Source organism: Nocardia sp. NPDC004278, assembly GCF_053602975.1.
This window is the reverse complement of sequence record NZ_JBSGEQ010000012.1, coordinates 71241-91237: the sequence shown is the minus strand read 5'-3', so window position 1 is coordinate 91237 and position 19997 is coordinate 71241. Positions and strand designations below refer to the sequence as shown.

Annotated in this window: 21 protein-coding genes; 14 read left to right on the top strand and 7 right to left on the bottom strand. The window is 66.4% G+C overall.

Annotated features, from left to right (window positions below; genetic code table 11):
• The first annotated feature begins 230 nt into the window (after positions 1-230).
• Together ACWEO2_RS20135 and ACWEO2_RS20130 are read left to right on the top strand one after the other, a co-directional pair.
• Positions 231-1010 (top strand): purine-nucleoside phosphorylase, encoded by a 780-nt coding sequence (locus ACWEO2_RS20135; RefSeq protein ID WP_452406802.1) that lies wholly within the window; start codon positions 231-233, stop codon positions 1008-1010.
• Positions 1011-2507, top strand: coding sequence for a phospho-sugar mutase (locus ACWEO2_RS20130; RefSeq protein WP_452406695.1), 1497 nt, complete (start codon positions 1011-1013; stop codon positions 2505-2507).
• Positions 2508-2620: 113 nt separating this feature from the next.
• Here ACWEO2_RS20130 and upp read toward each other — a convergent pair whose 3' ends face one another.
• On the bottom strand, positions 2621-3244 hold the full coding sequence (gene upp / locus ACWEO2_RS20125; protein ID WP_452406694.1) for a uracil phosphoribosyltransferase: 624 nt from the start codon (positions 3242-3244) through the stop codon (positions 2621-2623).
• A 153-nt stretch (positions 3245-3397) separates the two neighbouring features.
• On the opposite strand from upp, the gene ACWEO2_RS20120 reads away from it, so the two are divergent.
• The 5 genes from ACWEO2_RS20120 to ACWEO2_RS20100 are packed head-to-tail and all read left to right on the top strand — an operon-like array spanning position 3398 to position 6904.
• Complete coding sequence (locus ACWEO2_RS20120; RefSeq protein WP_452406693.1) at positions 3398-3706, top strand: hypothetical protein; 309 nt, start codon at positions 3398-3400, stop codon at positions 3704-3706.
• 4 nt (positions 3707-3710) lie between these two features.
• Positions 3711-4835 carry a bifunctional WXG100 family type VII secretion target/C40 family peptidase gene (locus ACWEO2_RS20115; RefSeq protein WP_452406692.1) on the top strand — a complete coding sequence of 375 codons (1125 nt, stop codon included), beginning with the start codon at positions 3711-3713 and terminating at the stop codon, positions 4833-4835.
• Between the two features lie 20 nt (positions 4836-4855).
• Entirely contained in the window at positions 4856-5206 is a 351-nt protein-coding gene (locus tag ACWEO2_RS20110) for a hypothetical protein (protein ID WP_354961722.1), read from the top strand.
• Between the two features lie 55 nt (positions 5207-5261).
• Positions 5262-5609, top strand: coding sequence for a YbaB/EbfC family nucleoid-associated protein (locus ACWEO2_RS20105; protein ID WP_354961721.1), 348 nt, complete (start codon positions 5262-5264; stop codon positions 5607-5609).
• Between the two features lie 26 nt (positions 5610-5635).
• Positions 5636-6904 carry a primosomal protein gene (locus tag ACWEO2_RS20100; RefSeq protein WP_452406691.1) on the top strand — a complete coding sequence of 423 codons (1269 nt, stop codon included), beginning with the start codon at positions 5636-5638 and terminating at the stop codon, positions 6902-6904.
• A gap of 277 nt (positions 6905-7181) precedes the next feature.
• Here ACWEO2_RS20100 and ACWEO2_RS20095 read toward each other — a convergent pair whose 3' ends face one another.
• The 4 genes from ACWEO2_RS20095 to ACWEO2_RS20080 form a co-directional block, all read right to left on the bottom strand.
• Positions 7182-7844, bottom strand: coding sequence for a hypothetical protein (locus ACWEO2_RS20095; protein ID WP_452406801.1), 663 nt, complete (start codon positions 7842-7844; stop codon positions 7182-7184).
• A gap of 546 nt (positions 7845-8390) precedes the next feature.
• The gene (locus ACWEO2_RS20090) at positions 8391-9488 is read right to left on the bottom strand and encodes an adenosine deaminase (protein WP_452406690.1); all 1098 of its coding nucleotides are present in this window, start codon (positions 9486-9488) and stop codon (positions 8391-8393) included.
• A 475-nt stretch (positions 9489-9963) separates the two neighbouring features.
• Positions 9964-11247, bottom strand: a complete 1284-nt coding sequence (locus ACWEO2_RS20085; protein ID WP_452406689.1) for a thymidine phosphorylase — start codon at positions 11245-11247, stop codon at positions 9964-9966.
• A gap of 347 nt (positions 11248-11594) precedes the next feature.
• Complete coding sequence (locus ACWEO2_RS20080; RefSeq protein WP_452406688.1) at positions 11595-11996, bottom strand: cytidine deaminase; 402 nt, start codon at positions 11994-11996, stop codon at positions 11595-11597.
• A 298-nt stretch (positions 11997-12294) separates the two neighbouring features.
• On the opposite strand from ACWEO2_RS20080, the gene sdhC reads away from it, so the two are divergent.
• From sdhC to ACWEO2_RS20060, 4 genes are all read left to right on the top strand, one after another.
• A complete protein-coding gene (sdhC, locus tag ACWEO2_RS20075; protein ID WP_355187027.1) occupies positions 12295-12693 on the top strand; it encodes a succinate dehydrogenase, cytochrome b556 subunit in 399 nt (132 codons plus the stop codon).
• A gap of 82 nt (positions 12694-12775) precedes the next feature.
• Positions 12776-13207 (top strand): succinate dehydrogenase hydrophobic membrane anchor subunit, encoded by a 432-nt coding sequence (locus ACWEO2_RS20070; protein WP_354960950.1) that lies wholly within the window; start codon positions 12776-12778, stop codon positions 13205-13207.
• A 15-nt stretch (positions 13208-13222) separates the two neighbouring features.
• Positions 13223-14989 (top strand): succinate dehydrogenase flavoprotein subunit, encoded by a 1767-nt coding sequence (gene sdhA / locus ACWEO2_RS20065; protein ID WP_452406687.1) that lies wholly within the window; start codon positions 13223-13225, stop codon positions 14987-14989.
• Entirely contained in the window at positions 14989-15759 is a 771-nt protein-coding gene (locus ACWEO2_RS20060) for a succinate dehydrogenase iron-sulfur subunit (RefSeq protein WP_354960948.1), read from the top strand. Before sdhA ends, ACWEO2_RS20060 begins: the two co-directional genes overlap by 1 nt.
• Before the next feature lie 67 nt (positions 15760-15826).
• Here the strand turns inward: ACWEO2_RS20060 and ACWEO2_RS20055 are convergent, their stop codons facing one another.
• Positions 15827-16510, bottom strand: a complete 684-nt coding sequence (locus ACWEO2_RS20055; protein ID WP_452406686.1) for a JAB domain-containing protein — start codon at positions 16508-16510, stop codon at positions 15827-15829.
• A gap of 148 nt (positions 16511-16658) precedes the next feature.
• Between ACWEO2_RS20055 and ACWEO2_RS20050 the strand changes: the two genes are divergently transcribed.
• Positions 16659-18197 (top strand): alpha/beta hydrolase, encoded by a 1539-nt coding sequence (locus ACWEO2_RS20050; RefSeq protein ID WP_452406685.1) that lies wholly within the window; start codon positions 16659-16661, stop codon positions 18195-18197.
• A gap of 8 nt (positions 18198-18205) precedes the next feature.
• Here the strand turns inward: ACWEO2_RS20050 and ACWEO2_RS20045 are convergent, their stop codons facing one another.
• Entirely contained in the window at positions 18206-18409 is a 204-nt protein-coding gene (locus ACWEO2_RS20045) for a type II toxin-antitoxin system VapB family antitoxin (protein ID WP_354960944.1), read from the bottom strand.
• Between the two features lie 149 nt (positions 18410-18558).
• On the opposite strand from ACWEO2_RS20045, the gene ACWEO2_RS20040 reads away from it, so the two are divergent.
• Complete coding sequence (locus ACWEO2_RS20040; protein ID WP_452406684.1) at positions 18559-18990, top strand: DUF4396 domain-containing protein; 432 nt, start codon at positions 18559-18561, stop codon at positions 18988-18990.
• 63 nt (positions 18991-19053) lie between these two features.
• A complete protein-coding gene (locus tag ACWEO2_RS20035; protein WP_452406683.1) occupies positions 19054-19944 on the top strand; it encodes a phenylalanine 4-monooxygenase in 891 nt (296 codons plus the stop codon).
• The last annotated feature ends 53 nt before the right edge of the window (positions 19945-19997 follow it).

Sequence of the window (19997 nt, the reverse complement as noted above, 5' to 3'; positions counted from 1 at the left end):
CGCGAATCTCGGCCAATGGGTGGATGCACCTCGGCGCCACACTGCCTGCTAGAGGTGACCACCACGGAGCGAGTCTTACGAGCGACCGTTCGCGGCCCGTCTCGCGTGCGAGTCGTCGAAGCGCATGCGACGCAGTCGCGAGTCTCGACGGCTCGGACGCGAGACACCAGGGGGCCGCGAACACGCCGCGCCGCAGGCGCGGCAAATCAAACACAGCTATCGTGACGTTCATGCTTGCCGAACAGGCCGCGAAGGCGATTGCCGAACGTACGGGAGTGGAGCGGCACCGGGTTGCGGTGGTGCTGGGATCGGGCTGGCAGGACGCGGCCGCGGAGATCGGTGCGCCGAGTGCGTCGATACCGATGCCGGAGCTGCCCGGATTCGGGACACCCAGCGCCCAAGGACATGTCGGGATGGTGCATTCGGTCGCCGTCGACAACACTCCGGTGCTGCTGCTGATGGGACGTCAGCATCTGTACGAGGGGTATCAGCCGAGCGAGGTCGTACATCCGGTGAGTGCCGCGATCGCGGCGGGCGCGGAAACCGTGGTGCTCACCAATGCCGCGGGCGGGATCCGCGACGGGCTGCGCGTTGGTGATCCGGTTCTCATCAGCGACCACCTCAATCTCACCGGCCGCACACCGTTGACCGGCGCGACCTTTGTCGATCTCGTCGACGCGTGGGATCCCGAATTGCGCACGCTGGCAAGGGAAATCGACCCGAGTCTGACCGAGGGTGTGTACGCGGGTCTGACCGGACCGCAGTACGAGACGCCCGCCGAGATCCGGATGCTGCGCACCATGGGCGCGGATCTGGTCGGCATGTCGACGGTGCTGGAGGTGATCGCGGCGCGCGCGCTCGGCGCCCGGGTGCTCGGCATCTCACTGGTCACCAACCTCGCCGCGGGCGTCACGGGTGCGCATCTGTCCCATGCCGAGGTGCTCGCCGAAGGACATGCGGCCGCACCGCGACTCGGCAAACTGCTGCGCGGCGTACTGGAACGGCTCTAGATGCTGCGCTTCGGCACCGCCGGACTCCGCGGGCCGCTGCAGGACGGCCCCGACGGCATGAACCTGGACACGGTCAGCCGGGCGACGGCGGGGCTGGTGGACTGGTTGCGCGGGCGCTGCCTGGGCGGCGGCGCGGTGGTCGTCGGACGCGACGCCCGGCACGGCTCTGCCGAATTCGCCACCGCCACCGCGGAAATCTTTGCGGCCGCCGGCTTTCCGGTGACGCTGCTGCCCCGTCCGCTGCCGACGCCGATCGTCGCCTATGCGGTGCGTGAGCTGGGAGCCGTTGCCGGAGTGCAGATCACCGCATCGCACAATCCCGCGACGGATAATGGCTACAAGGTGTATCTGGACGGCGGTTCGCAGCTGATCGCACCGGCCGATACCGAGATCGAGCGCTGCATCGAGGCGGTCGCCGAACCGATCGCCCGCACGCCGGTCGCCTCGGCCGACGATGATCTGGTGCGCCGCTACCTCGATCGGGTGGCCCGGCTGCCCGAGCTGATCGGCGGGCCCGGCGAACGCGCCGATATCCGCATCGTTTTGACCCCGCTGCACGGTGTCGGCGGCGATACGGCGGTGGCAGCCCTTGCCGCGGCCGGCTTCCAGCATGTGCACGTCGTCGGTGAGCAGTTCGCGCCCGATGCCGACTTCCCCACCGTCGCCTTCCCGAATCCCGAAGAGCCCGGTGCCACCGACCTGCTGCTCGCCACGGCCACCCGGATCGGCGCGGATATCGCCATCGCCCTGGACCCGGACGCCGATCGCTGCGCCATCGCCATTCCCGACGATCACGGCGGCTGGCGCATGCTGCGCGGTGACGAAGCCGGTGTGCTGCTCGGTGCTTGCGTATTGCGCACCGCACCGCCGGATTCGCTGGTCGCGACCACCGTCGTATCGTCGCGACTGCTCGCCAAGCTCGCCGCCGCCCGTGGCGCTCGCTATGCCGAAACACTCACCGGCTTCAAATGGCTGGCCCGAGCGGGCGACGGCCTGGTCTACGCCTACGAGGAGGCCATCGGGCACTGCGTGGACCCGGCCGCGGTACGCGATAAGGACGGCATCTCCGCGGCGGTACTCGCCACCGACCTCGCCGCCCGCCTGAAGGCGGCCGGTCGCACCCTCGCCGACGAACTCGACGACTACGCGGTCGAATTCGGCCTGCACGCCACCGACCAGGTCGCGCTTCGGCTCCCGGACCCGGCCGCCGCAGCGGAGCTGGCGAGTCGGCTGCGCGCCACGCCACCCGACGAAATAGCCTCCGAGCCGGTCAAATTAACCGATCTGCTCCAGGTTCGTGGTCGAATGCGCACCGACGCACTGATTTTCGAGGGAGCCAGCTCCCGGATAGTGGTCCGCCCATCCGGCACCGAGCCGAAACTCAAGTGCTACTTGGAGGTGGTCGAGCCGGTCGCCGACCGCGCGGCCCTCGCTGCGGCGAGAACCGCGGCCGGACAACGCATCGCCGAACTGCGCGCCTTCTGTCAAGAGCTCTGAGCCGAGGGCATCACTGCGGACTCGGTCGCCGAGCGAACCACCGGCACTTCAGGCCGACTCCCCATGGCACTCGGCCCGTCCGAAGCCACCGAGATGTTCGACGCGAAAGTGGCTCAGCGGGGACCGAATTGGCGGTCGCCCGCGTCGCCGAGGCCGGGGACGATATAGGCGTCGGAGTTGAGGCCGGTGTCGACGACGGCGGTGACCAGGCGCACGGGCAGGCCCGAATCGGCAAGGGCGGCAATGCCTTCAGGGGCAGCGACGACGCAGACCGCGGTGATGTCGGTGGCGCCGCGAGCGGCGAGCAGCTGCAGGGTGTGGCGCATCGAGCCGCCGGTGGCCAGCATCGGGTCGAGTACGAAAACCGGCAGGTCGGTCAGGTCGTCGGGCAGTGACTCCATATACGGCACCGGCTGATGGGTGGATTCGTCGCGGGCGATGCCGACGAAACCGACTCTGGCGTCAGGGATCAGCTCGGCGGCCGCGTCGACCATGCCGAGTCCGGCGCGCAGCACCGGCACCAGCAGCGGCGGCTGCGCCAAGCGCGTCCCCTCGGCGCTGGCCACCGGTGTGGCGATCGGGAAGTGGGCCACCGGCGCTTCGCGCAGCGCCTCGTAGATCAGGATTCCGGTGAGATCGCGCAGTGCCGCACGGAAGGCCGGATTGGCCGTGCGGGCATCGCGCATCGTGGTCAGCAGGGCGGCGGCGAGTGGATGGTCCACGGTGTGCGTGCGCATGAGGGAACGATAAGGTCGAAGTCGACTTCGGCGGCGAACCTCCACCCGAATTTTTTTCGAACGGCTGGAACCGATCGGTAAGCCAGCGCGTCGAACTAGGTGGATGACGTACTCTGCCTGGGAACGACAGATGGGGGAAGCACTATGCGAAAGATGTCGGCCGACACCGAGGGCATAACCGCCTACGGCGCGTCCGCCGGGGCCATGTCCGGTGATCTCGCCGCCGCCGGGGTGAGCGCCGCGGCCGCAGATCCCACGCTGCTCGGTCCCATCATGGGCGTGATCGGCGGTGATTTCATGGCCGCCTATGCCGCAGCGCACGCCGGGCACGTCGCGTCCATTGGTCAGTTGTCGGCGGTGCTCGCGAGCATGGGTGGTGCGGCCACCAGTTCGGCCGTCGTACTCGAGGAAACCGACCTGAACAATGCCGCCGGGCTGAACGCCACCGGACTGGACGGATGACGCGGTGATCGATGTCAGCGCCCTGGTCCAGCCACTGCTCGACCTGCTCTCCAGCTTCGGCACCGGCGTCCTCCCCACCGGCGGGCCCGCCGACGCACTGACCTCCACCTCCACCGCCATCGACCAGGTGCACGCGCTCGGCCGCAACAGCATCAACCAGGTGAACGACGCATGGGATGGCGAGGCCGCCGATGCCGTGACCGCGAAAGCGCTGCGGGTGCAGACCTCCGCCGCCACCATTTCCGACCGCGGCAACGATATGGCTACCGTCGTGAATCAGGCTGCCGCCCAGGTCGAATCGGGTCAGAAGGATCTGAACGGGATCGTCCAGTCGTTCGTGAACCAGGCCACCGCTCTGGGCCCGGCGCTGGCCACGCCGGAGGGGCTGACGGTGCTCGTCAGCTCCGCGATCGACCACATCGGTCAGGGGCTGAATGTGATCGGCCGCGTGCGCAATGAACTGGATACCCAGACCGCGTCGATGAACGAGCTGACACCCGCGCCGTCGACGCCGTCGCTGTCCAATGTCGCCAGCACGGTCAGCGCCGCCACCCAGGGTGCGTCGCAATTGTCGTCGACGGTGGGCACCTTCGCGAGCGGTGCGGGCAGCGTGCTGAGCAGTCTGATGAGCACTGCCAGCAAGGCGAGCACAACGACCGCGAGCACAGCCTCGACCACCAAACCGAATACCAGCACCACGACCGGGAACGGACAGTCGTCGACCTCCGGCAACGGTGTGAAGATCACGCTGCCCGACGGCAGTGTCGTGGAGGCCCCGAACGAGAAGGCGGCGACGGCGGTCAAGGCGGCCATCGGCGCCGTCGGCACGCCGTATGTGTGGGGTGGCAATTCACCCGGCTCCGGACTCGACTGCAGCGGCCTCACCAAGTACGCCTACGGCGAAGCGGGCGTCGACCTGCCCCGGCTGGCCCAGGAGCAGGGCAACGGCCATATGCAGGTGTCACCCGGTGATCTGATGCCGGGAGATCTGGCTGTCTGGGATGGCCACGTCGCCATGGTGATCGGCAACGGGCAGTTCGTCGAGGCCGGTAATCCGGTCCAGATCAGCTCGGTTCGAACGGACAACATGGGTATGAACTTCTACGGCTTCTACCGGCCGACCTCATAAGTGAGCGGAGCGAACGAATAATGTCCCAGCCCCAGACCCCGCCGATACCCAATGTGACGGTGGCGTCGAGCAGCAACCGATCGGGCACCATCTCGGTCCGTGCCACCGATCAGGGCATGCCGATCGAGATCAAGTTCGAGCGCAGCGAATACCGTTACGGCGCACAGACTCTCGCCGACGAGATCCTGCGGCTCACCAAGCGCTCCACCGTCGCCGCCCGGGCCCGCCGACGCGAACTGCTCGCCGAGGCGGGCATGCCCGCCGACATCCTGGACAAGCTCGGACTGCCCACCCGCCAGGCCGCGGTGGACGAGCTGGACCGGATCGATGACGCGGACACCGGACCGACGAGCTGGATGAGGCCGGTATGAGCGAGCCAACGATGAGCACAACGGCAGACGAGCTGGAGTCGAGCGAGGCGCGGGCATGAGTGCGGAGATGGACGCGTTGGTCGCCAACGCGACGGCGAAACTGGAGGCGCTCGAGGCCGCGCTGTACGGCCTGAAGCAGGTGCACGGCCGGTTCCGCACCGAGGACGGCACGGTCAGCGTCGAGGTGAACAGCGATGGCGCACTGGTCGCGCTGAGCCTGTCGGAGTCGGTCACCGCACTGCCGCCCGCCGAGGTCGGCCAGCTGATCGTATGGGCGTGTCGCCAGGCCGCCGAGGACGCGGGCGCACAGCGTTCGAAGGTCGTTGCGACACTGAACGAGTCGTTCGCGGTGGCGCCGGAGGGGGCCCCGGGAAGCGTTGGGGGCGGGCCGGATAGTCACTGACTCGGAAGGTCGATAGGCTTCCGCACATGGCTTCTGGAGACATCGTCCCGATCGAGCTCGGCCTGACCGACGGCGATCTCGTCACCCTGTGGGCACCGCGCTGGCGCGACGGTGACGACGAGTGGGAGGCGTTCCTCGGACATGAGGACTCCCTCTACGGTTTCGAGACCGTTGCGGAGCTGGCCGCGTTCATTCGGACCAACTCCGATAACGATCTCGTCGACCATCCCGCATGGAAGGTCGTGGCCGGGCTCTCGGCGGTGGAACTGGAGCCGGAGGAGAACTTCACCTTCGACCTGGTCGGTGTGCCGGAGCTGGTCGCGAGCGATCCCGATGTGGACACCATCGCCGAACTCGACGACACGCTCAGCATGGTGCGCAATATCGGCGAGGTGTGCGAGCTGGAGACGGTCACCAAGTTCTTCGGGTCGCATCCGGTGGTCGGCGCACTGGCCAGTGGCGTCAGCGCGTTCTTCGGGCGCGACGGCGAGGAGCTGTGGGATCAGATCGGCGCAGCCATCGCCAAGGGCTGGGACGACGTCCTCGACGCCATCGACTCCGTGGTGCAGACCCCTGAGGTCGACGCCGAGGCGGTTGCGGTTGCGGAGGCCGAACTGCTCGCCGCGGAGGAGAACGTCGTGGACGCCGACGACGCGGCCGATAGCGAGGAGGACGAGGAGTTCGAATCCGTCGACCTCGATGCGGACGACGAGGACGAGGAAGACGAGGAAGACGAGGAAGACGATTCGTTCTGGCACGAGGTCGGCATCGACCCGGTCAAGATCGTCACCTCCGACGGCACCTACTTCACGCTGCGCTGCTACCTCGACGACGAGCCGATCTTCCTCGGCAAGGACGGTGCCATCACGGTCTTCGGCTCCGAACGCGCACTGGCCCGCTATCTGGCCGATGACCACGAGCACGAGCTGGCGCGTGTGAGCACCTACACCGACGTGCAGACCGCAGCGGTGGACGGATCGCTCGCGGTCGAGGTCACCGACGAGAACGTCTACGTGCTGCCCGGACTCGCCGATGACCTGGCCGAAGGCCCCGAGGCGGTCGATATCGAACAGCTCGATCTTGCGGTCGAACTGTTCACCGACGCCGCCGATTACGCCGACGACGACACGGTGGAGCAGGCACTCGCCCAGTCGACCCCGCTCGGCTGGTACGTCTCCTACCTGCTCAACCCGGACCCGACCCGGATGGCCCCGAACCCGCCCTTCGCCGCCGAAGCCCAGAGCTGGCGCGAACTGGAGCGGAACTTCGAGTCCCGACTCACACCGCAGAAGTAGGTCCGCCCAGGCCGGGCACATGCCGCCGACCCGCGATTGCGGATCGGCGGCATTTTGCAACGGCTGAACCCACTCCGTCTCGGGCATCGCATGCGTCGCCGGATGAATGGCGTAGTTGCTGGTCGCCGGTCGGGCTCCCGCAACGTGACGGAAGGATTTGACCACCACCCGGTCACGATCAGCACACTTGCGACTGGACCGAACCCGAGTCCCATATTCACGTCGATCCGGTGATCCTTGCAGTCGACCGTGGCTGGTGGTCGAGCGGCGTCGGCGACTAGGACAAGCGGATCCAGATCTGTTCTGCTCGGCCCAGAAGGCGGTTGTCGGAGCCGTAGACGGCGGTGGACGCGAACGACTTGCGGCCTTGCTCGCCGTGGCTCTGCCCGACCACCACGCAGGGTTCACCGATCTCGGGCAGGTCGTGTACGGCGGCGGTCATGCAGCCAAGGAGGGCGGGACGGTCGAACATTTCGGGGAGGGACCAGCCACCGGGACAGTCCATCGCGGCCCACAGCACCGCGGGGCCCATCGGCAGTGAGTCGTCGGGGGTCCATGGCGCGGCGACGCGGTCTTCGCCGACCACACCCGCTTCGATACGCAGGCCGTCGGCACGGCCACTGCCACAGACGAAGCAGGACGCGAACATGTCATTGCTCTGATAGGAACCCGACGCCGCGGCGGCATCGGCATACTCGACGCGTTGCGGTGCGTCGCGCTCGAATTCGCCCGAACGTATCTCGGCGACCACCGTCTCGTCATCGAGCAACTTGCCGTCGCGAATCCACAACGGCGTCTCCAGCGGCGGCGGACTACGCAGAATCACGGTCACCGCACCGTCATCAGCCGCGTTTCCCGCCCGCTCGGCCAGCAGACCGCCCACATACCCGCCGTTCCCAGAGTCGGGCGGACCATTGAATCGACTCGGAATCAGCACCATCGTCACACTTGGCCACGGTAACGGCCTCGCCATCGGGCGCGTTCAGCGCATCGGAAAATGGCAGATCGCGAGGTGCGCACCAGCTCGGTTCGGCCCGATACTCAGCCGACTACCGACTCGGGCGCCGGAAGTTCATACCGCGCTCCCCCACAGTGCACGACACCAGCGGGCAACGCTGGAAATCGACAAACAGCTCTCGACATCCGCGAGCAATACCCGCCACGCGCGGGCAACACCGGACACGAGCTGGCCCGGCGACAGCGCTCTACATCGACGCACAACCCTCGACACCAGCGGATAACACTCCGCGCAGCAGGCAGTGCGCAAGACCGGTGAGCAACGCTGGAAACCGACAAACAGCTCGTCACCCGCAAGCAACACCGGCCGTGCGCGGGCAACGCTGGGCACGAGCTGGCCCGGCGACAGCGCTCCACACCGACGCACAGCCCTCGACACCAGCGGTGACACTCGGCGCAGCAGGCAGTGCACGAGACCGGTGGGCAACGGATTTCGTACCTGATACACGAAATCCGTTGCTGTGGAACGTTATCCGAGTAGGACCGCGTAGCCGGGCTTGATGATGTCGTCGATGATGCGCAGGCGGTCGGGGAAGGGGATGAATGCGGATTTCATTGCGTTGATGGTGAAGCGTTCGAGATCGCTCCAGCCGTAGCCGAAGGTTTCCACCAGCTTGAGCATCTCCGCGCTCATGCTGGTATCGCTCATCAGGCGGTTGTCGGTATTGACCGTGACGCGGAAGCGCAGCCGCGCCAGCAGATCGAAGGGATGCTTGTCCAGCGACGGGACCGCACCGGTCTGCACATTCGAGGACGGACACAATTCCAGCGGAATTCGCATATCCCGCACATAGTTCGCCACCAGACCGAGCTCGGCGTCCTCGATCGCACCCGGCACCTGGATATCGTCGGTGATCCGCACGCCGTGCCCGAGCCGGTCGCAGCCACAGAACGCCAGCGCCTCGTGGATGGACGGCAATCCGAATGCCTCACCTGCGTGAATGGTGAAATGCGCGCTATTGGCTCGCATGTATTCGAAGGCGTCCAGGTGGCGGCTGGGTGGGAAGCCCGCCTCCGCGCCCGCGATATCGAATCCGCCGACGCCTCGGTCGCGCCAGCGCACCGCGAGTTCGGCGATCTCGCGTGAACGTGCGGCATGGCGCATGGCGGTGAGCAGGCAGATCATCACAATCGGGCGCCCCGCCGCGGCCGCGGCCGCGGCACCCTCCCGGAATCCGGCGAGGGTGTGCTCGACCACCTCGTCCAGGGTGAGGCCGCGCTCCAGATGCTGTTCGGGCGCGAAGCGCACCTCGGCATAGACCACGCCATCGGCGGCGAGGTCTTCCGCGCATTCCCGAGCGACGCGACGCAGGCCCTCCGGGGTCTGCATCACCGCGACGGTGTGCGCGAACGTCTCCAGATAGAGCTCGAGCGAGCCGCTGTCGGCCGCATCGCGGAACCACGTCGCCAGCGCGGCCTCATCGGTGGCGGGTAGGTCGTCGTAACCGCAATCGGCGGCGAGCTCCAACACCGTCGCGGGCCGCAGACCACCGTCGAGATGATCGTGCAGCAGCGCCTTGGGAGCTTGGCGGATCGAGGCAAGGGTCAAAGGCATCGGTCCTGTCATGACCACACGTTAGCCGCACCGACCCCGCCATGCGGCTGTGATTGCGCTCTCCGCCGCCCGCACCCGAGACATCGCCCTCAATATGCCTGCTCGAGTGGCAGATCGCCGCACCATGCCGTATTGGAAACCCCCTACACCAGCCAAGAGTCAAACTAGCGGTCGGTTTCCTACCCGCCCCACTTCGGCCCGCGACCGGAAAAGGACCTGAGCCGTGCTACCGGCGGCCTGCGCGGTCGACTGCTCGATGAAGTCCGGATCGCTTTCAAAACCCCGCCGGCAACGCAGTGGGCCGCAATCAACTCGCGTATACCTCGGCTGATTTAGTCGCACCGCGCATCGGATTGCCAGTCGATCGGTGCACCGCGCAGCACCAGACCGTGGACAGCAAGCGATCCATGCGCGGCAGCGAGACATCGCGCAGTGTACGAAGCCGTGTTCAACAGGCGAATTCGATGCCGTGCTGGAGATTGCTGGGTCAGGGGGCGATGCGGTCCAAGACCAGTGGGGCTGGTGGGGGTGGGGTTCCGATGGTGATTGCGTCGACAAGGGCAGCGAGGGCACCGGGGAAGGCGGCAGGGGTGTCGGTGTGCAGGGTGAGGAGGGGGTCGCCCGATTTCACGGGATCGCCTGGCTTGGCGTGCATTTCGATGCCAGCGCCGAATTGGACGGGATCACCCTGCCGGGCGCGACCCGCGCCGAGCCGCCACGCGGCAATGCCGACGCCCATCGCGTCGAGGCGGGTGAGCACCCCGTCTTCGTCGGCCCGCACGATCTCGGTGTGCTTCGCGCGCGGCAACGGTGCGTCCGGGTCACCGCCCTGCGCCTCGACCATCGCGCGCCAGTGGTCCATCGCGCGGCCATCGGCGAGGACATCGGCCGGATCGATATCGAGTCCGGCCTGGGCGACCATCTCGCGCGCGAGAGTGAGCGTCAGTTCGACGACATCGGCGGGGCCGCCGCCCGCAAGCACCTCCACCGACTCCGCGACCTCGAGCGCATTGCCCGCGGTGCGGCCGAGCGGGGTGTCCATCGCGGTCAGCAGCGCCACCGTCCGGACCCCGGCGTCGGTGCCGAGTTCCACCATCGCCGTTGCCAATTCGCGTGCGCCGTCCAAGGTTTTCAGGAAGGCTCCCGAGCCGACCTTGACATCCAGTACCAGCGCGGCGGTGCCCTCGGCGATCTTCTTGCTCATGATCGAGCTGGCGATGAGCGGGATGGATTCCACTGTCCCCGTCACGTCACGCAGCGCGTACAGCCGCTTGTCCGCCGGAGCGAGATCTGCGCCCGCCGCGCACACCACGGCACCGATGCCGGGATCGGCCAATATCTCCCGCATCCGCGCCACCGGCACATCGGCCCGCCACCCTGGGATCGCCTCGAGCTTGTCGAGTGTCCCGCCGGTATGTCCGAGCCCGCGCCCCGACAGCTGCGGCACCGCCGCACCGCATGCCGCGACCAATGGCGCGAGCGGCAGTGTGATCTTGTCGCCCACCCCGCCGGTCGAATGCTTGTCCACGGTCGGCCGCGGCAGATCGGTAAAGTCCATCCGCCGCCCCGACGCGATCATGGCGTTCGTCCAGCGCGCGGTCTCCCGCCGCGTCATCCCCCGCCATACGATCGCCATCGCCAACGCCGCCATCTGCTCGTCGGCCACCGCCCCGTTGGTGAATCCATCCACCACCCAATCGATCTGCGCATCCGACAGTTCCCCGCCGTCCCGCTTGGCCGTAATGATCGAAACCGCGTCCACTGCCGTCACATCGGCCAGTCTGGCACGGGATACGCCTGAACCCTGGCACTTGTCGGTGCCCTCCGATAGCCTCTGCGCATCATCGAGTCGACGTTTGGGGGAGCAATGACGTACGCAAACATGGACCGCCGCGTGACGGATCTCGCGGCCCGTATCCGCGCGGTCGAGGAGGGCTTCGGTGAGTCCCAGTTGACACTGACGCGACGCGTCACGGCAATCGAAATCGTGCAGAAACGAAGCTTCTGCCGCATCCTCGAGCGCCTCGGCGTCCCTGCCGACGAAATCTCGCAGATCACGGTCACGACCGAGTCCGAGATCGACGCCGTCCTCGAAGAAGACTCTGAGGGGCGGCCGCCCTACTGCTGCCCGGCATCCAGATCGTCGGGCCCGAAGGCATCGGGCAGCAGGCTGCGCAGCGGAACGGGTCCGGCCTTGTGATCCACCAGGAGATCGGGTCCGCCGTGTTCGTAGAGCAGCTGACGACAACGGCCGCATGGCATCAGGATTTCGCCCCGAGAATCGGTGACGGAGAGTGCGAGCAACCGCCCACCACCGCCGGCGAATAAGTTACCGATGAGTACGCATTCGGCGCACAGGCCTAATCCATATGAGACATTTTCCACATTGCAGCCGCTCACAATTCGACCGTCCGAACTGAGAGCCGCGGCGCCGACCGGAAACCGCGAGTATGGCGCATAGGCATTGCGCATAACTTGAATTGCCTTGTCGCGCAAGATTTTCCAGTTAATTTCCGACATCGGTAACCCCTCGTGAGCCGAGCTTCACTTGCCCGCGCAAGGGCCACGACGAAACCCTTCACGCATCAAGAAAGGTAAACCTAACTCGCCCGACTGTAGCGCAACGCACGGCACGCCGAATTAGTTCCGCGATTCGGAGGGGATTAGAGTCCAGAACAGATCGGTTCAGGTTCCCGGCGGCGGGCCCCGCGCGAGCTATTTGGAGCAGCAAAGCGCAGCCACCTGGGCATTTACATCCACGTCGCCTGCCTCGGACTTGCAACCGGGTCCATCAACGACGTTGGAGGCACCGCACTCTATGACCACGATAGAAGCTCCGGCACAGCCGAAGCGGAAGACGCTGTACCGAGGCGACCCCGGAATGTGGTCGTGGGCGCTGCACCGGATCACCGGTGTCACCATCTTCTTCTTCCTCTTCGTGCACGTCTTGGACACCGCGCTGGTTCGGGTCAGCCCCGATACCTACAACCACGCCATCGAGACCTACAAGAACCCCATCGTCGCGCTGATGGAGATGGGCCTTGTCGTCTGTGTGCTGTTCCACGCGCTCAACGGCGTACGCGTGATCCTGGTGGACTTCTGGGGCAAGGGCCCCAAGTACCAGAAGACGATGCTCTGGGTGGTTCTCGCCATCTGGTTCCTGCTGGTGGTTCCGGCCGTCGGTCGCCAGTTCTTCTACCTGTTCACGGAGCACTGACCATGAGTGAGCGAAGCGAGCGAATCATGAACGCAGCCGCCAGTGCGGTCATGCCGGAACCGAGCGTCAGCGAGGCGCAGGCATGAGCGCACCTGTTCTCGGTAAGTCGTATGACCGGCCCGCGAGCCTGGATCTGCCCCGCTCGCCGCGTGCCCGCTCCAACAACAACTTCGAGAAGTACGCCTGGCTGTTCATGCGCTTCTCCGGCCTGCTGCTGATCGTGCTGGTCCTGGGCCACATGACGATCATGCTGCTGCTCGACGGCGGCGTGAAGCGCCTGAACTTCGCCTTCGTGGCGGGCCGCTGGTCCAGCCCGTTCTGGCAGTTCTGGGATCTGACCATGCTCTGGCTGGCTCAGCTGCACGGCGGCAATGGCCTGCGCACCGTGATCGCGGACTACTCGCGCAAGGACTCGACCCGGTTCTGGCTGAACACCCTGCTGGCCATTTCGATGGTCCTGATCGTGGGCGTCGGCACCTACGTCATCTTCACCTTCGACCCCAACATCAGTTAGGAACAGGCGAACTCGATGAGTGAATCCCGGATTCAGGAGCACCGCTACGACGTCGTCATCGTCGGTGCCGGCGGCGCCGGTATGCGCGCGGCGATCGAGGCCGGTCCCCGGGCCCGCACCGCCGTTCTGACGAAGCTCTACCCGACCCGTAGCCACACCGGTGCTGCGCAGGGTGGCATGTGCGCCGCGCTGGCCAATGTCGAAGAGGACAACTGGGAATGGCACACCTTCGACACCGTCAAAGGTGGTGACTACCTGGTCGACCAGGACGCCGCGGAGATCATGGCCAAGGAGGCCATCGATGCGGTGATGGACCTGGAGAAGATGGGTCTGCCGTTCAACCGCACGCCCGAGGGCAAGATCGACCAGCGGCGCTTCGGCGGCCACACCCGCGATCACGGCAAGGCCCCGGTTCGCCGCGCGTGCTATGCCGCCGACCGCACCGGCCACATGATCCTGCAGACGCTCTACCAGAACTGCGTCAAGCACGACGTGGAGTTCTTCAACGAGTTCTATGTGCTCGACCTGATCATGTCCGAGACCGATCGCGGTCCGGTTGCGACCGGTGTGGTCGCCTACGAGCTGGCCACCGGCGAACTGCACGTCTTCCACGCGAAGTCGATCATCTTCGCCACCGGCGGTTCCGGCCGGATGTACAAGACCACCTCGAACGCGCACACGCTGACCGGCGACGGCATGGCGATCGTGTTCCGCAAGGGTCTGCCGCTGGAGGATATGGAGTTCCACCAGTTCCACCCGACAGGTCTTGCCGGTCTCGGCATTCTGATCTCGGAGGCGGTCCGCGGCGAGGGCGGCATCCTGCGCAACGCCAGTGGCGAGCGTTTCATGGAGCGCTACGCCCCCACCATCAAGGACCTCGCGCCGCGTGACATCGTCGCCCGCTCGATGGTGCTCGAGGTGCTCGAGGGCCGCGGCGCCGGACCGAACAAGGACTACGTCTATATCGACGTGACCCACCTCGGCGAGGACGTGCTCGAGGAGAAGCTGCCCGACATCACCGAATTCGCGCGCACCTACCTGGGCGTGGACCCGGTGAAGGAACTGGTTCCGGTCATGCCGACCTGTCACTACGTGATGGGTGGCATTCCGACCCGGATCCGCGGCGAGGTGCTGCGCAACAACACCGATGTGGTGCCCGGCCTGTACGCCGCCGGTGAGTGTGCGTGCGTGTCGGTGCACGGCTCCAACCGTCTCGGCACCAACTCGCTGCTGGATATCAACGTCTTCGGCCGCCGCTCCGGTATCGCCGCCGCCGAACATGCCCTGCGCACCGAGTTCGTCGACATGCCGGAGAACCCGGCGCAGATGGTGCAGGACTGGCTGGCCATGCTGCTGTCGGATCACGGCAACGAGCGCGTCGCCGATATCCGCACCGAGCTGCAGTACACGATGGATATGAACGCCGCCGTGTTCCGCACCGAGGACACCCTCAAGCAGGCGCTCACCGATATCCACGCGCTCAAGGACCGCTACACCCGAATCACGGTGCAGGACAAGGGCAAGCGCTACAACAGCGACCTGCTCGAGGCCGTCGAGCTCGGCTTCCTGCTGGAACTGGCCGAGGTCACCGTGGTCGGCGCGCTCAACCGCAAGGAATCGCGCGGCGGTCACGCCCGCGAGGACTATCCGGACCGCGACGACGTGAACTTCATGCGGCACACGATGGCCTACAAGGAGGGGGCGGAGCTCATCTCCGATATCCGCCTCGACTTCAAGCCGGTGGTGCAGACCCGCTACGAGCCGATGGAGCGTAAGTACTGATGACTGCCGTACTCGAAACACCCCCGCAGAAGTCCGCACCGGTCCCCGAGGGCTCGGTCATGGTCGACGTGAAGATCGCCCGGTTCAACCCGGAGGACGATAAGGGCGCGCACTGGGAAACCTTCCAGGTGCCCGTGCTGTCGACCGACCGGTTCCTGAACGTGCTCATCTACATCAAGTCCTACCTGGACGGCACGCTCACCTTCCGCCGCTCCTGCGCACACGGTGTCTGTGGTTCGGACGCCATGCGGATCAACGGCGTCAACCGGCTGGCCTGCAAGGTGCTGATGAAGGACATGCTGCCCAAGGGCGGCAAGAGCCTGACCATCACCGTCGAGCCGATCCGCGGCCTGCCCGTGGAAAAGGACCTCGTGGTGAACATGGAGCCGTTCTTCGACGCGTTCCGCGCCGTGAAGCCCTATCTGATCACCACGGGTAACGAGCCGACCCGTGAGCGCATCCAGAGCCAGGCCGACCGCGCCCGCTTCGACGACACCACCAAGTGCATCCTGTGTGCCTGCTGCACCACCTCCTGCCCCGTGTACTGGAGCGACGGCAGCTACTTCGGCCCGGCCGCGATCGTGAACGCACACCGCTTCATCTTCGACAGCCGTGACGAAGGCGCCCGCGAACGCCTCGACATCCTCAACGATGTCGAAGGCGTCTGGCGCTGCCGCACCACCTTCAACTGCACCGAAGCCTGCCCCCGCGGCATCGAGGTCACCAAGGCCATCCAGGAAGTCAAGCGCGCCCTGCTCTTCGCCCGCTGACCAAGGCCACACCGAAGGCCGTCTTCATCGAAAGATGAAGGCGGCCTTCGTCGTTTCCGCGACCGCGTCATTCGCTGGATCTGGTCAGTGCGGCGGCGCTGGCCCATCCCGCGCCCGCGATCACCACATGGTCCAGGAAGCGCAGGCCGACGGTGCGGGCGGATTCGATCAGGAGGGTGGTCGCGCGGCGGTCGTCGAAGCTGGGGGTCGGGTCGCCGGAGGGGTGGTTGTGTACGACGGCGAAGGAACGGCCGTCGTGGCGCAGTATGGTGTTCAGGATTTCGCGGACGGGGACGGCGACCCGATCGATCGCACCCTCGGCGACGAATACCTTGTGCCGCAATCGATTCTGCGCATCGCACACCAGTACCAGGAGCCGTTCCACGCGGGCGCCGGTGAACAGCGGCAGTGCTACCCGGACAATATCGGCGGCCCCGTCCAGGCGCGGTGCGGTGTCCGGGCGGTCGCGCGCTCTGCTACCGAGATGGAAGGCGGCGATGATCGCCGCGGCCTTCGCCACCCCGATCCCCGCCCGTCGCGACAGTTCCTCGGGCCGCGCCGCCGCCAATCCGGCGATACCGCCGTGCTCGGCGAGCAGTTCGGCCGCCATCTCCAGCACGCTCTCCCCGCGCCGCCCTTGGCGCAGCAGCACGGCGAGCAACTCGCTATCGCTGAGCGCGTGCGGGCCGAGGGTGAGCAGCCGTTCCCGTGGCCGTTGACCGAATGGCAGCTTGGCGATGGGTACCGACATCAATCCCCCTCGAATGCGGTGCGATGCCCGCATCATGCCAGCCGCCACCGACAGGTCGGCCGTGGTCCGGATGCGACCGCGCGCACGGCCTGCGCACCGGCACCGGGTCGGGCAGACTGAGGCGAGCAGTTCCGACGATGGGGATCGAATGCTGAACTGGCGCAATCGAAGTGCGCGAAGAATCGGACAACCGGCTTGGCTCGCTACGGTACTCGTACTCGCGGCCGCCTGCGGCGCGCAGCCCGAGACGGTGCAGAGCCCGCAGCTCGAGAACACTCCGGGTCTGGGCAAGTACTACCGCCAAACGCTGGTGTGGGGCTCGTGCGAAAGCTTCGACGGCGGTGCGCATCTCACCTCGGCCGGACTCGAATGCGCTCGGGTCTCGGTACCCATCGATTACGCCGCGCCCGACGGCAGAACGGCGCGCGTCGCGATCTCACGACTGCGGGCACGCGGGGCGAAGGTGGCATCGATCCTCACCAACCCGGGCGGACCGGGCGGTATCGGCCTGACGCTGCCCGCCGAACTCGCGCAGACACCGCTGGCCGAACGCTTCGACGTGATCGGCATCGACCTGCGCGGGCTCGGTGCCTCGACGCCGAAGCTGATCTGCGACACCCCCGAGGAAGTGGCGGCCGAACGTGCCGGTCGCAGCTCCGAATACCTGCCCTTCTGGATGTCGCGTGCCGAACACGACAGCATGAATCTGGCGGCCAATTGCGTGCAGCGCACCGGATTGGAGCTGCTGTCACATGTCGGAACCCGTGAATCCGCCGCCGATCTCGACATCATCCGAGGGGTGCTCGGCGAAGAGAAGCTGACCTACTTCGGCGCCTCCTATGGCACGCGGCTCGGCTCGACCTATGCCGAGCTGTTCCCGGACCGGGTCCGGGCCATGGTCCTCGACGGCGCGGCCGATCCCGCCACCGATATCGCCGATCCGGTCATCGTCTACACGGGCCTGCAGCATGCGTTCGACGCCTACGCCGCGGACTGCGTCAAGGCCCCGGGCTGCCCGATCGGCACCGATCCGGCCAAGGCGTCCGAGCGCATGGCCGCATTGCTGCGCCCGTTGACCGACCGGCCCGCCAGTACCAGCGACGGCCGCGGCCTCGACTACTCCGACGCCTCGACCGCGGTGATCTCGACGATGTACACCTCGAAGGCCTGGCCCGTGCTGACCCGCGGGCTGACCGAACTGACCAAGGGCAACGGCGACATCCTGCTCACCCTGGCCGACGGCTATCTCGCGCCCGAGGTGATCGATACCGGCTACCAGACCGCGGTGCGCTGCCTCGACGACGAGCGGATCACCGATCGGGACAGCGCATTGCAACTCGACCGCCGCGTCCGCGCCGCCGCACCCGCCTTCGACAGCGGCCACCCGAGCAAGTGGGTTCCCCTCGACGCCTGCGCATTCTGGCCCGTGCCCCCAACCGGCCACCCGCACGTTCCCACGGTGATCGGGCTGCCGAAGGTGGTGGTCGTCTCCTCCACCGGTGATCCGGTTACGCCCTATGCGGGCGCGACGAATCTCGCCCGGGCGTTGGGCGCGGTCCTGGTCACTTATGAAGGCGTCCAACACGGTTCGTTCCTCGACGGCATCAAATGTGTCGACGAACCGGTGCTGAAGTACCTGATCGAGCTGACCCCGCCGCGGGATGGGCTGCGCTGCCCGGCTCAGTGAACCGACCGTCAGCTGTCTGCGGTGATCACCTCCGGGCCGGGCAGGGCACACAGCACACCGGAGGCCAAACGCTCCAGATGGTGAAGTTGCCGCTCGTGCACAACGATTCGGCGCAGCGCCTCGTTGATGGTGGCGCTGCTCGTCGACGTGCCCATGATGGCGGCAGCGGCGGCGAGCAGTTTCTGGTCGAGATCGATCCGCACGGATTTCATGCGCCCTCCTTCGTACATTCGCCATATTGCTTTATGGCGCCCGCTCATGTGCGGCAAATCGGATACAACGTTGAAGCCCGGATTTGCGTGAGCCGCGCAGGCCGCCCTGCACTGCCGCACCGGCTGCGCCATCGGCGAAATCCTCGCCCGTGCTGATCGGCACCGCGCTCGGGCGGAACAACACCGCGACCATGGTGCTGGCCATCGTGGTGGCATCCTCCTTCGGCTTCGCGCTGACCATGCGCGGCGTGCTGCAGGCCGGTCTGCCACTGGCCGCGGCGGTCACCACCGCGCTGGCCGCCGACACCGTGTCGATCACGGTCATGGAGATAGTCGACAATGCCGTCATTCTCGCCGTGCCCGGCGCCATGGACGCACACCTGGACACGGTCATGTTCTGGGCGACACTGGCCTTCTCCCCGGTGGTCGCGTTCGTCCTCACCACGCCAGTCGACAAGTGGATGATCGGGCGCGGCAAGGGCCACGCGGTGGTGCACTCATTGCACAGGACCACTGATCAGCTCGCCACCGCAAGGCCCGGCACACGGCCGGTAATCACGAGAAGAAGCCCGCCCAGCTAGGCAGTTTGACCACCTGGGCGGGCTTTTGTTGTCGCATCAGCTCGGCGGTGCTTGCATCGAGGTATGTTCAACGAAGCTCAGCTGTACTCGCCGGTCACCAGGTCCGGCGACGGCGATGTCGTGGTGCACCTGAGCGACGAGCACCCCGGCGTACACGATCCGGACTACCGGACGCGCCGCAATGCGATCGCCGCGCTGGCACTGGATTACGCACCGGGTAAGCCGATGCCGCAGATCGAATACACCGATGAGGAACAGCAGGTGTGGCGCATCGTGTCGGCCGAACTCGCGCGCAAACACCAGAAGTACGCCTCCGCCGAGGTGCTCGCGGCCGCGGCCCGGCTCGCGCTGCCGACCGATCGCATTCCGCAGCTGGACGAGGTCTCCGCGGCCCTGTATCCGCTGACCGGATTCCGCTATGTCCCGGCCGCGGGCCTGGTGCCGCTGCGCGAGTTCTTCGGCTCCTTCGCCGACCGGATCTTCCACTCCACCCAGTACATTCGGCACCACTCCGCTCCGCTGTACACCCCGGAACCCGATGCCATCCACGAGATCATCGGGCACGCCAATCAGATCGCCAGCCCGCGCTTCGCCGCCATCTACGAAACGGTCGGCGCGGCGGTAGCCCGATTGACCACCGAGACGGCGCTGAAGTTCCTCGCCGATGTCTTCTGGTTCTCGATGGAATTCGGCGTTGTTCGGGAGAAGGGTGAAATCCGTTGCTACGGAGCGGGATTGCTCTCCTCCTACGGTGAGATCGAGGAGTTCCGACACGCCGAGCTGCGGCCGCTCGATGTCGCGGCAATGGGCTCCGCAGTCTACGACATCACGCACTATCAGCCGATTCTGTACTGCGCACAGTCGATTTCGGAGATCGAGGATGTGATCGGCGACTTCTTCGCCACCATGGACGATGACTCGCCGCATCGCGCGCTGCGCGATAAGGTAATGTGACACATCATCGTTTAAAACTCGAATGTTGCTGGTAGACACTAGAGTTCGAAAGA

Coding starts and splice junctions, on each gene's coding strand:
- ACWEO2_RS20135 (WP_452406802.1), top strand. CDS start 231: ATGCTTGCCGAACAGGCCGCGAAGGCGATTGCCGAACGTACGGGAGTG.
- ACWEO2_RS20130 (WP_452406695.1), top strand. CDS start 1,011: ATGCTGCGCTTCGGCACCGCCGGACTCCGCGGGCCGCTGCAGGACGGC.
- upp (WP_452406694.1), bottom strand. CDS start 3,244: ATGCGCACGCACACCGTGGACCATCCACTCGCCGCCGCCCTGCTGACC.
- ACWEO2_RS20120 (WP_452406693.1), top strand. CDS start 3,398: ATGTCGGCCGACACCGAGGGCATAACCGCCTACGGCGCGTCCGCCGGG.
- ACWEO2_RS20110 (WP_354961722.1), top strand. CDS start 4,856: ATGTCCCAGCCCCAGACCCCGCCGATACCCAATGTGACGGTGGCGTCG.
- ACWEO2_RS20105 (WP_354961721.1), top strand. CDS start 5,262: ATGAGTGCGGAGATGGACGCGTTGGTCGCCAACGCGACGGCGAAACTG.
- ACWEO2_RS20100 (WP_452406691.1), top strand. CDS start 5,636: ATGGCTTCTGGAGACATCGTCCCGATCGAGCTCGGCCTGACCGACGGC.
- ACWEO2_RS20095 (WP_452406801.1), bottom strand. CDS start 7,844: ATGGTGCTGATTCCGAGTCGATTCAATGGTCCGCCCGACTCTGGGAAC.
- ACWEO2_RS20090 (WP_452406690.1), bottom strand. CDS start 9,488: ATGACAGGACCGATGCCTTTGACCCTTGCCTCGATCCGCCAAGCTCCC.
- ACWEO2_RS20080 (WP_452406688.1), bottom strand. CDS start 11,996: ATGTCGGAAATTAACTGGAAAATCTTGCGCGACAAGGCAATTCAAGTT.
- sdhC (WP_355187027.1), top strand. CDS start 12,295: ATGACCACGATAGAAGCTCCGGCACAGCCGAAGCGGAAGACGCTGTAC.
- ACWEO2_RS20070 (WP_354960950.1), top strand. CDS start 12,776: ATGAGCGCACCTGTTCTCGGTAAGTCGTATGACCGGCCCGCGAGCCTG.
- sdhA (WP_452406687.1), top strand. CDS start 13,223: ATGAGTGAATCCCGGATTCAGGAGCACCGCTACGACGTCGTCATCGTC.
- ACWEO2_RS20060 (WP_354960948.1), top strand. CDS start 14,989: ATGACTGCCGTACTCGAAACACCCCCGCAGAAGTCCGCACCGGTCCCC.
- ACWEO2_RS20055 (WP_452406686.1), bottom strand. CDS start 16,510: ATGTCGGTACCCATCGCCAAGCTGCCATTCGGTCAACGGCCACGGGAA.
- ACWEO2_RS20050 (WP_452406685.1), top strand. CDS start 16,659: ATGCTGAACTGGCGCAATCGAAGTGCGCGAAGAATCGGACAACCGGCT.
- ACWEO2_RS20045 (WP_354960944.1), bottom strand. CDS start 18,409: ATGAAATCCGTGCGGATCGATCTCGACCAGAAACTGCTCGCCGCCGCT.
- ACWEO2_RS20035 (WP_452406683.1), top strand. CDS start 19,054: ATGTTCAACGAAGCTCAGCTGTACTCGCCGGTCACCAGGTCCGGCGAC.